The 6477-nt window shown below is 67.8% G+C and carries 4 protein-coding genes and 1 pseudogene; 3 read left to right on the forward strand and 2 right to left on the reverse strand.

What is annotated here, in order from left to right; all coding sequences use genetic code 11:
- Positions 1–204: 204 nt before the first annotated feature.
- Complete coding sequence (locus tag MHY23_RS11685; RefSeq protein WP_239307688.1) at positions 205–1230, reverse strand: aspartate-semialdehyde dehydrogenase; 1026 nt, start codon at positions 1228–1230, stop codon at positions 205–207.
- 12 nt (positions 1231–1242) lie between these two features.
- A complete protein-coding gene (locus MHY23_RS11690; RefSeq protein ID WP_239307689.1) occupies positions 1243–2508 on the reverse strand; it encodes an aspartate kinase in 1266 nt (421 codons plus the stop codon).
- Between the two features lie 90 nt (positions 2509–2598).
- Between MHY23_RS11690 and MHY23_RS11695 the strand changes: the two genes are divergently transcribed.
- The 3 genes and pseudogenes from MHY23_RS11695 to MHY23_RS11705 form a co-directional block, all read left to right on the forward strand.
- Positions 2599–3450 (forward strand): DMT family transporter, encoded by an 852-nt coding sequence (locus MHY23_RS11695; RefSeq protein ID WP_239307690.1) that lies wholly within the window; start codon positions 2599–2601, stop codon positions 3448–3450.
- A 181-nt stretch (positions 3451–3631) separates the two neighbouring features.
- Entirely contained in the window at positions 3632–5443 is a 1812-nt protein-coding gene (gene leuA, locus MHY23_RS11700) for a 2-isopropylmalate synthase (RefSeq protein ID WP_239307691.1), read from the forward strand.
- A gap of 55 nt (positions 5444–5498) precedes the next feature.
- A pseudogene (locus tag MHY23_RS11705) lies at positions 5499–6477 on the forward strand (hypothetical protein); the annotation flags it as partial.

Genomic DNA, 6477 nt, shown 5'->3' on the forward strand with positions numbered 1-6477 from the left:
AGCTGGCACAGGCCTCCCGGCAGAAGTCAGCATCATCCGCACCACCACCCAAACCGCCCCAACCCCACAACCCATCACGATCTAACACCTAAACCCGTTCACAACCACTTGACACAAAGCGAATCTGTCAGTGGGGCTTTATCGTGCCTGGTCGACGCAAACGGGCGGCGGAATCTGTCAGGAGCGCCGCCCCGCCGCCTGGCGCTAGACCAGCAGCTCGGCGATCTGGATGGTGTTCAGCGCCGCGCCCTTGCGCAGGTTGTCGCTGGCGACGACGAGCACGAGCCCGCGGTCGCCGTCGACGGACTGGTCCTGGCGGATGCGGCCCACCAGGGACTCGTCGATGCCGGTGGCGGCGCGAGGCGTTGGCACGTCCACCACTTTCACGCCCGGCGCGCCCGCCAGGACCTCCTCCGCCTGCTGCGGGGTGACGGTCTGGTCGAACTCGGCGTGCACGACCATCGTGTGGCCGGTGAACACCGGCACGCGCACGCAGGTGCCCGCCACCTTCAGCTCCGGTAGCCCGAGGATCTTGCGCGATTCGTTGCGCAGTTTCTGCTCTTCGTCGGTTTCGGCGGAGCCATCGTCGACAAGCGAGCCCGCAAGTGGGAGCGCGTTGAACGCGATGGGCTCGACGTAGGGCCCGAGGTCGCTTGGCTTTTCGACGTCCTCCCGGACCAGCCCGCGCGGATCCCCCAGCGCCTCGACCTGGGTGGCCAGCGCCTCGACGCCAGCCAGCCCCGAGCCGGAAACTGCCTGGTAGGAGGCGACGCGGAGGGTGGTCAGACCGAAGGCGTCGTGAAGCGGCTTGAGCACCGGCATCGCCGCCATCGTGGTGCAGTTCGGGTTGGCGATGATGCCCTTGGGCAGCTCGCGCGCCGCCTCCGGGTTGACTTCGGTGACGATCAGCGGGACGTCCGGGTCCTTGCGCCACGCCGAGGAGTTGTCCACGACGGTCGCGCCCGCGGCGGCGAACACCGGCGCCCACTCGCGCGAGGTCGCGCCGCCGGCGGAAAACAGGGCGATGTCCACGTCTTTGACGGACTCTTCGGTGACCTGGGTGAGGTCCTCGACGGTGATGTCCTCGCCGCAGAACTCCAGTACGGTGCCCGCGGAGCGCGGGGAGGCGAAGAAACGGACCTTGTCGGCCGGGAAGTTGCGCTCGGTGAGGATGTCGCGCATCACGCGGCCGACCTGGCCGGTGGCGCCGACGACTGCGAGAGTGGTCATTGAAAGCTCCTTCTAACGTCCGGTGCCTGCGTAGACCACAGCCGGCTCGTCGCCGCCGAGGTCGAACTTCGTGTGGATCGCGCGCGCGGCCTCGGCCACGTCCGCCTGGCGCACCACGGCGGTGATGCGGATCTCGGAGGTGGTGATCATCTCGATGTTGATGCCGGCGTCGCGCAACGCGTCGCAGAAGTCGGCGGTCACGCCCGGGTGGGACTTCATGCCCGCGCCGACGAGCGAGACCTTGCCGATCTCGTCGTCGTAGCTCAGATCGTCCCAGCCCTCGGCGGCTTGCAGCTCGCGCAGCTTCTCCATGGTGCGCGCGCCGTCGGCCTTGGGCAGGGTGAAGGTGATGTCGGTCTTGTTGTCTTCGGCGCTGGAGATGTTCTGGATCACCATGTCGATGTTGACTTCACCGTCGGAGAGTGAGCGGAAGACCTTGGCGGCCTCGCCGACCTCGTCCTTGATGCCCAGGATGGTGATTTTGGCCTCCGAGTCGTCGGTGGCCACGCCGGAAAGTACTGCTTCTTCCATGGGGATATCCTCCAATGCTCCGGCGACCAGGGTGCCGGTATCTGTGCTGTAAGACGAGCGCACCCGCATGGGCACGTTGAACGCGCGGGCGTACTCCACGCTGCGCAACACCAGGATCTTGGACCCGGACGCGGCAAGCTCGAGCATCTCCTCGAAGCAGAGGGTGTCCAGCTTGCGGGCGTCCGGCACGATTCGCGGGTCGGCGGTGTAGACGCCGTCGACGTCGGAGTAGATCTCGCATTCGTCGGCGTTCATCGCCGCGGCCAGGGCGACGGCGGTGGTGTCGGAGCCGCCGCGGCCGAGGGTGGTCACGTCCTTGGTTTCGCGGTTGACGCCCTGGAAGCCGGCGACGATGGCGATGTTGCCTTCGTCCACAGCCTCCTGCACGCGCCCCGGGGTGACTTCCAGGATGCGGGCGTTGCCGTGGCGTTCGGTGGTGATCACGCCGGCCTGGGAGCCGGTGAAGGACTGCACCTTCTCCCCCAGCGCGTGCACCGCCATGGCCACCAGCGAGTTGGAGATGCGCTCGCCGGCGGTGAGCAGCATGTCCATTTCGCGCGCGGGCGGGGTGGGGTTGACCTCTGCGGCGAGGTCGAGCAGTTCGTCGGTGGTGTCGCCCATGGCGGAGCAGACCACCACGACGTCGTTGCCGGCGCGGCGCGTGTCCACGATCCGCTGGGCGACGGCCTTGATCCGCTCCGCGCTTTCCAGGGAGGATCCCCCGTATTTCTGAACGATCAGTGCCATTCGTACCTCCGCGGATCTGCGTGCATTCCAACGGTCAAGAATAGCGTCCCAAAACTGCCGATTCAGCCACCCGCGTTAATATCATTCACTGTGCACAACAATTTTCTCGCCGTCGCGTTCGCGCTGATCTCGGCCGCGACCATGGCGGCGGGGACTGTGTGGCGCCACCGCATCATGCGCGCGGGCGCCCCCGAGGGGGAGAACAACGACTCGCCCCTGGAGTCCCTGAAGCGGCCGGCGTGGTGGGCGTCGATGGGCATCGCATTTTTGGCGTACGGCTTCCAGGCCGCGGCGCTGGCGTTCGGGTCGCTGCTGGTGGTGCAGCCGATCCTGGCGCTGTCGCTGATGCTCACGCTGCTGTTTTCGGCGTGGGCGGACAAGCGCCACATGCACACCGCGGAGGCGTTTTGGGCGGTGCTGCTCACCGCGTCTGTGGGCGGGGTGGTCGTGCTCGGCCGCCCGCTGCCCGGCGAGCGCGACCCCGCCACCTGGGAGTGGTGGGTTGTCGTGGGCACCGCGGTGGCCATCATTGCGGCCTCCTACGCCTTTGCTTCTCGACGTCCCCCCGCCGGCAAAGCCCTCATCTTCGGCTCCGCCTGCGGCGCCATGTACGGCTACCAAGCCGTGTTTTCCAAAGTCGCCGTCGACGGCTTCGTCCACGGCGGCGTGACCGGCCTGCTCGCCACGTGGCAGTTGTGGGCGATGCTGGCCGCGGCCACGGCCGGCACGATCGTGCAGCAGTACGCCTTCGCCGCGGGCAGGCTGGCCACATCGCTGCCGGCGTCGAAGATCATCGAGCCGCTCGTCGCGTTCTCCCTGGGCCTGCTTGTGCTCGGCGAATCCTTCCGCGTGGATTCGGTGCTGGGGTGGGCGGCCGTCGGGACGTCGATAGGCGTGATGCTCGTGGCCGCCGCAATGCTCACGCGGGTGAGCATCCGATGACTTGATGGATATAAATCCCGCGCGACACCGCCCGCCTGATGTAAGGTGTGCCACATGTCGCACAGGGCGCTTCTCCTTCTACGCCGCGGCGGGAATCAGGCCAACTAACACGGCCGGCACCCCGTCGCGGAGTTTCTGTTGGCCGGCCGTGGAACACACCCCCAACAAAAGGAGAACTCCAATGACCGACTTTTTCGCACCCCGCGAGATCCAGACCCCTTCCGGCCCGCGTAGCGACGGCCAGCCCGCATGGAACAAGCAGCGCGGCTCGCAGATGCCGGTAGACCGCTACCTCACCTTCGCCGAAGAGGTCGAAGACATCCAGCTGCCGGACCGCACCTGGCCCGACAAGAAAATCACCCGCGCGCCGCAGTGGTGCGCCGTGGACCTGCGCGACGGCAACCAGGCGCTGATCGACCCGATGAGCCCCGAGCGCAAGCGCCGCATGTTCAACCTGCTGGTGGAGATGGGCTTCAAGGAGATCGAGGTCGGCTTCCCGTCCGCCTCCCAGACGGACTTCGACTTCGTGCGCGAGATCATCGAAAAGGACATGATCCCCGACGACGTGACCATCCAGGTCCTCGTGCAGGCGCGCGAGCACCTGATCCGCCGCACCTTCGAGGCCTGCGCCGGCGCGAAGAACGTCATCGTGCACTTCTACAACTCCACCTCGAAGCTGCAGCGCCGCGTGGTCTTCCGCAAGGACCGCGACGCGATTAAGAAGCTGGCCACCGACGCCGCGGAGCTGATCAAAACCATCGCCGCGGACTACCCGGACACCAACTGGCGCTGGGAGTACTCGCCGGAGTCCTTCACCGGCACCGAGCTGGACTTTGCCAAGGAAGTCTGCGACGCCGTCGTGGACGTGATGGGGCCGACGCCGGAGAACCCGCTGATCATCAACCTGCCGTCCACGGTGGAGATGATCACCCCCAACGTCTACGCCGACTCCATCGAGTGGATGCACCGCAACCTGGAAAACCGCGAGTCCATCATCATCTCCCTGCACCCGCACAACGACCGCGGCACCGGTGTGGCCGCCGCCGAGCTGGGCTACCTGGCCGGCGGCGACCGCATCGAGGGCTGCCTGTTCGGCAACGGCGAGCGCACCGGCAACGTCGACCTGGTCACGCTCGGTTTGAACATGCTCACCCAGGGAGTGGACCCGCAGATCGACTTCTCCGACATCACCCGCATCCGCGAAGTGGTCGAGTACTGCAACCAGCTGCGCGTGCCGGAGCGCCACCCCTACGGCGGCGACCTGGTCTTCACCGCGTTCTCCGGCTCGCACCAGGACGCGATCAACAAGGGGCTGGATGCGCTGGCACAGAATGTGCGTCCAGAAGCAACGAGCTCCGACGTCACCTGGGAGGAGCTGCGCGAAACCACCTGGGAGGTGCCGTACCTGCCCATCGACCCGAAGGACGTCGGCCGCACCTACGAGGCCGTGATCCGCGTGAACTCGCAGTCCGGCAAGGGCGGGGTGGCCTACATCATGAAGACGGACCACGGCATCAACATGCCGCGCGCTATGCAGCCGGAGTTCTCCGCCATCGTGCAAAACATCACCGACTCCGAAGGCGGCGAGGTCAACTCCAAGAACATGTGGGACGTCTTCGCCACCACCTACCTGGACTTGGACGAGCCGTTGGAGCTGACGCACTACCGCATCGACGCCGCCGAGGAGGAGGGCGAAGACACCCGCGTGGAGGCGACGGTGGTCTACGAGGGCGCCTCCCGCGAGGTCGCGGGCACCGGCAACGGCCCGATCGCGGCGTTTGCGAACGCGCTGGAGCAGGTCGGCATCGACTTCGAGGTGCAAGACTACTCGCAGCGCGCCCGCAGCGCGGGCGACGACGCGGACGCGGCCTGCTACATCCACGCGGACGTCGACGGCACCTCGGCGTGGGGTGTGGGTATCGCCGGGTCGACCACGCGCGCGTCGCTGGAGGCGATCGTCTCGGCGGTCAACCGTTCGACTGCCGCGAACTAGCGCCCGCGCGCTATACTTGCGTGACTTAACCACACATTTCAGCGGGAGGTTCGCGATGGCCATGTACGAGGTGCCTTCGGGCCCCCGTCGCCTCCCCGTGGAGCATTTGCCTATCGACGTTCCTTCGGCCACCCTCACCCCGGACCTCGACGTCGTGGTGGACGGCGAGGTCGTCGGTTCGGTGGAGGACGCGGAGCTAGCCCAGCTGGCGTCGTCTGGTGTGACCCCGGTGGTGGCCGTGGACGGCGGGGCGGTTGTGCTGCCGCCGGCCGGACAGGTCCTGCCGGTGAACACCCCGCCGCGCGAGCCGTGGGCGCTGCTGCCCGCAGGCGAGCGCTACGTGGCGGACTTGCACGAAGAGCTGCCGGTACAGGCACCGGCGCAGGTGCTGGTGTCGATGGGCTTCGACGACGCCGGCGAGATCGTGCTGTGCGTCGACGGCGACATCATCGGCGAGCTGGACCCGGCCGCCGGCGAGGCGCTGACCCCGACGCTGCGGCGCCTGGAGGACCGCGGGCTGATCGCGGTGGCGCGCGGCTACACCACCGCGGTGGAGGCTGGCACGTCGCTGGCCGTGATCGCGGGCCCGATCCCCGCCGACGACATCCCGATCTCCCCGCTGCCGCCGATCGTGCGCGAGGTGGAAGTCGCGCACCCGGGCACGAACTTCTTCGCCACCATGGACGCGGAGGCCGCAGCCCTTGCCGCGGACACGGAGGAGCGCCCGGCGGAGTCCGTGCGCGAGCCCGGCAAGTCCCGCGGCCCGTTGATCGCCGCGGCCGCGGCCGTCGCGGCGCTCGTGCTGGCGGGCGTGGGCACCGTGGTGATAAGCTCGCCGTCCGGCCTGCAGCGCGACTCCACCTCGGCGTACCAAAAAACCAGCGAGGTCTCGCAGCCGAGCAGCTCGGCAGAACCCTCGACACAGCCCTCCACCGAGCCGACCGAGGAATCCACCGAACCCTCGCCCTCCCAGTTCAGCACCGAGCTGCCGGAAAACGCCCCGGAGCCCGTGGTGGAGGTACAGCAGCCCGCCC

The organism is Corynebacterium sp. ACRQP (genome assembly GCF_022345915.1).
GTDB lineage: Bacteria > Actinomycetota > Actinomycetes > Mycobacteriales > Mycobacteriaceae > Corynebacterium > Corynebacterium lehmanniae.

Coding starts and splice junctions, on each gene's coding strand:
- leuA (WP_239307691.1), top strand. CDS start 3,632: ATGACCGACTTTTTCGCACCCCGCGAGATCCAGACCCCTTCCGGCCCG.
- MHY23_RS11685 (WP_239307688.1), bottom strand. CDS start 1,230: ATGACCACTCTCGCAGTCGTCGGCGCCACCGGCCAGGTCGGCCGCGTG.
- MHY23_RS11690 (WP_239307689.1), bottom strand. CDS start 2,508: ATGGCACTGATCGTTCAGAAATACGGGGGATCCTCCCTGGAAAGCGCG.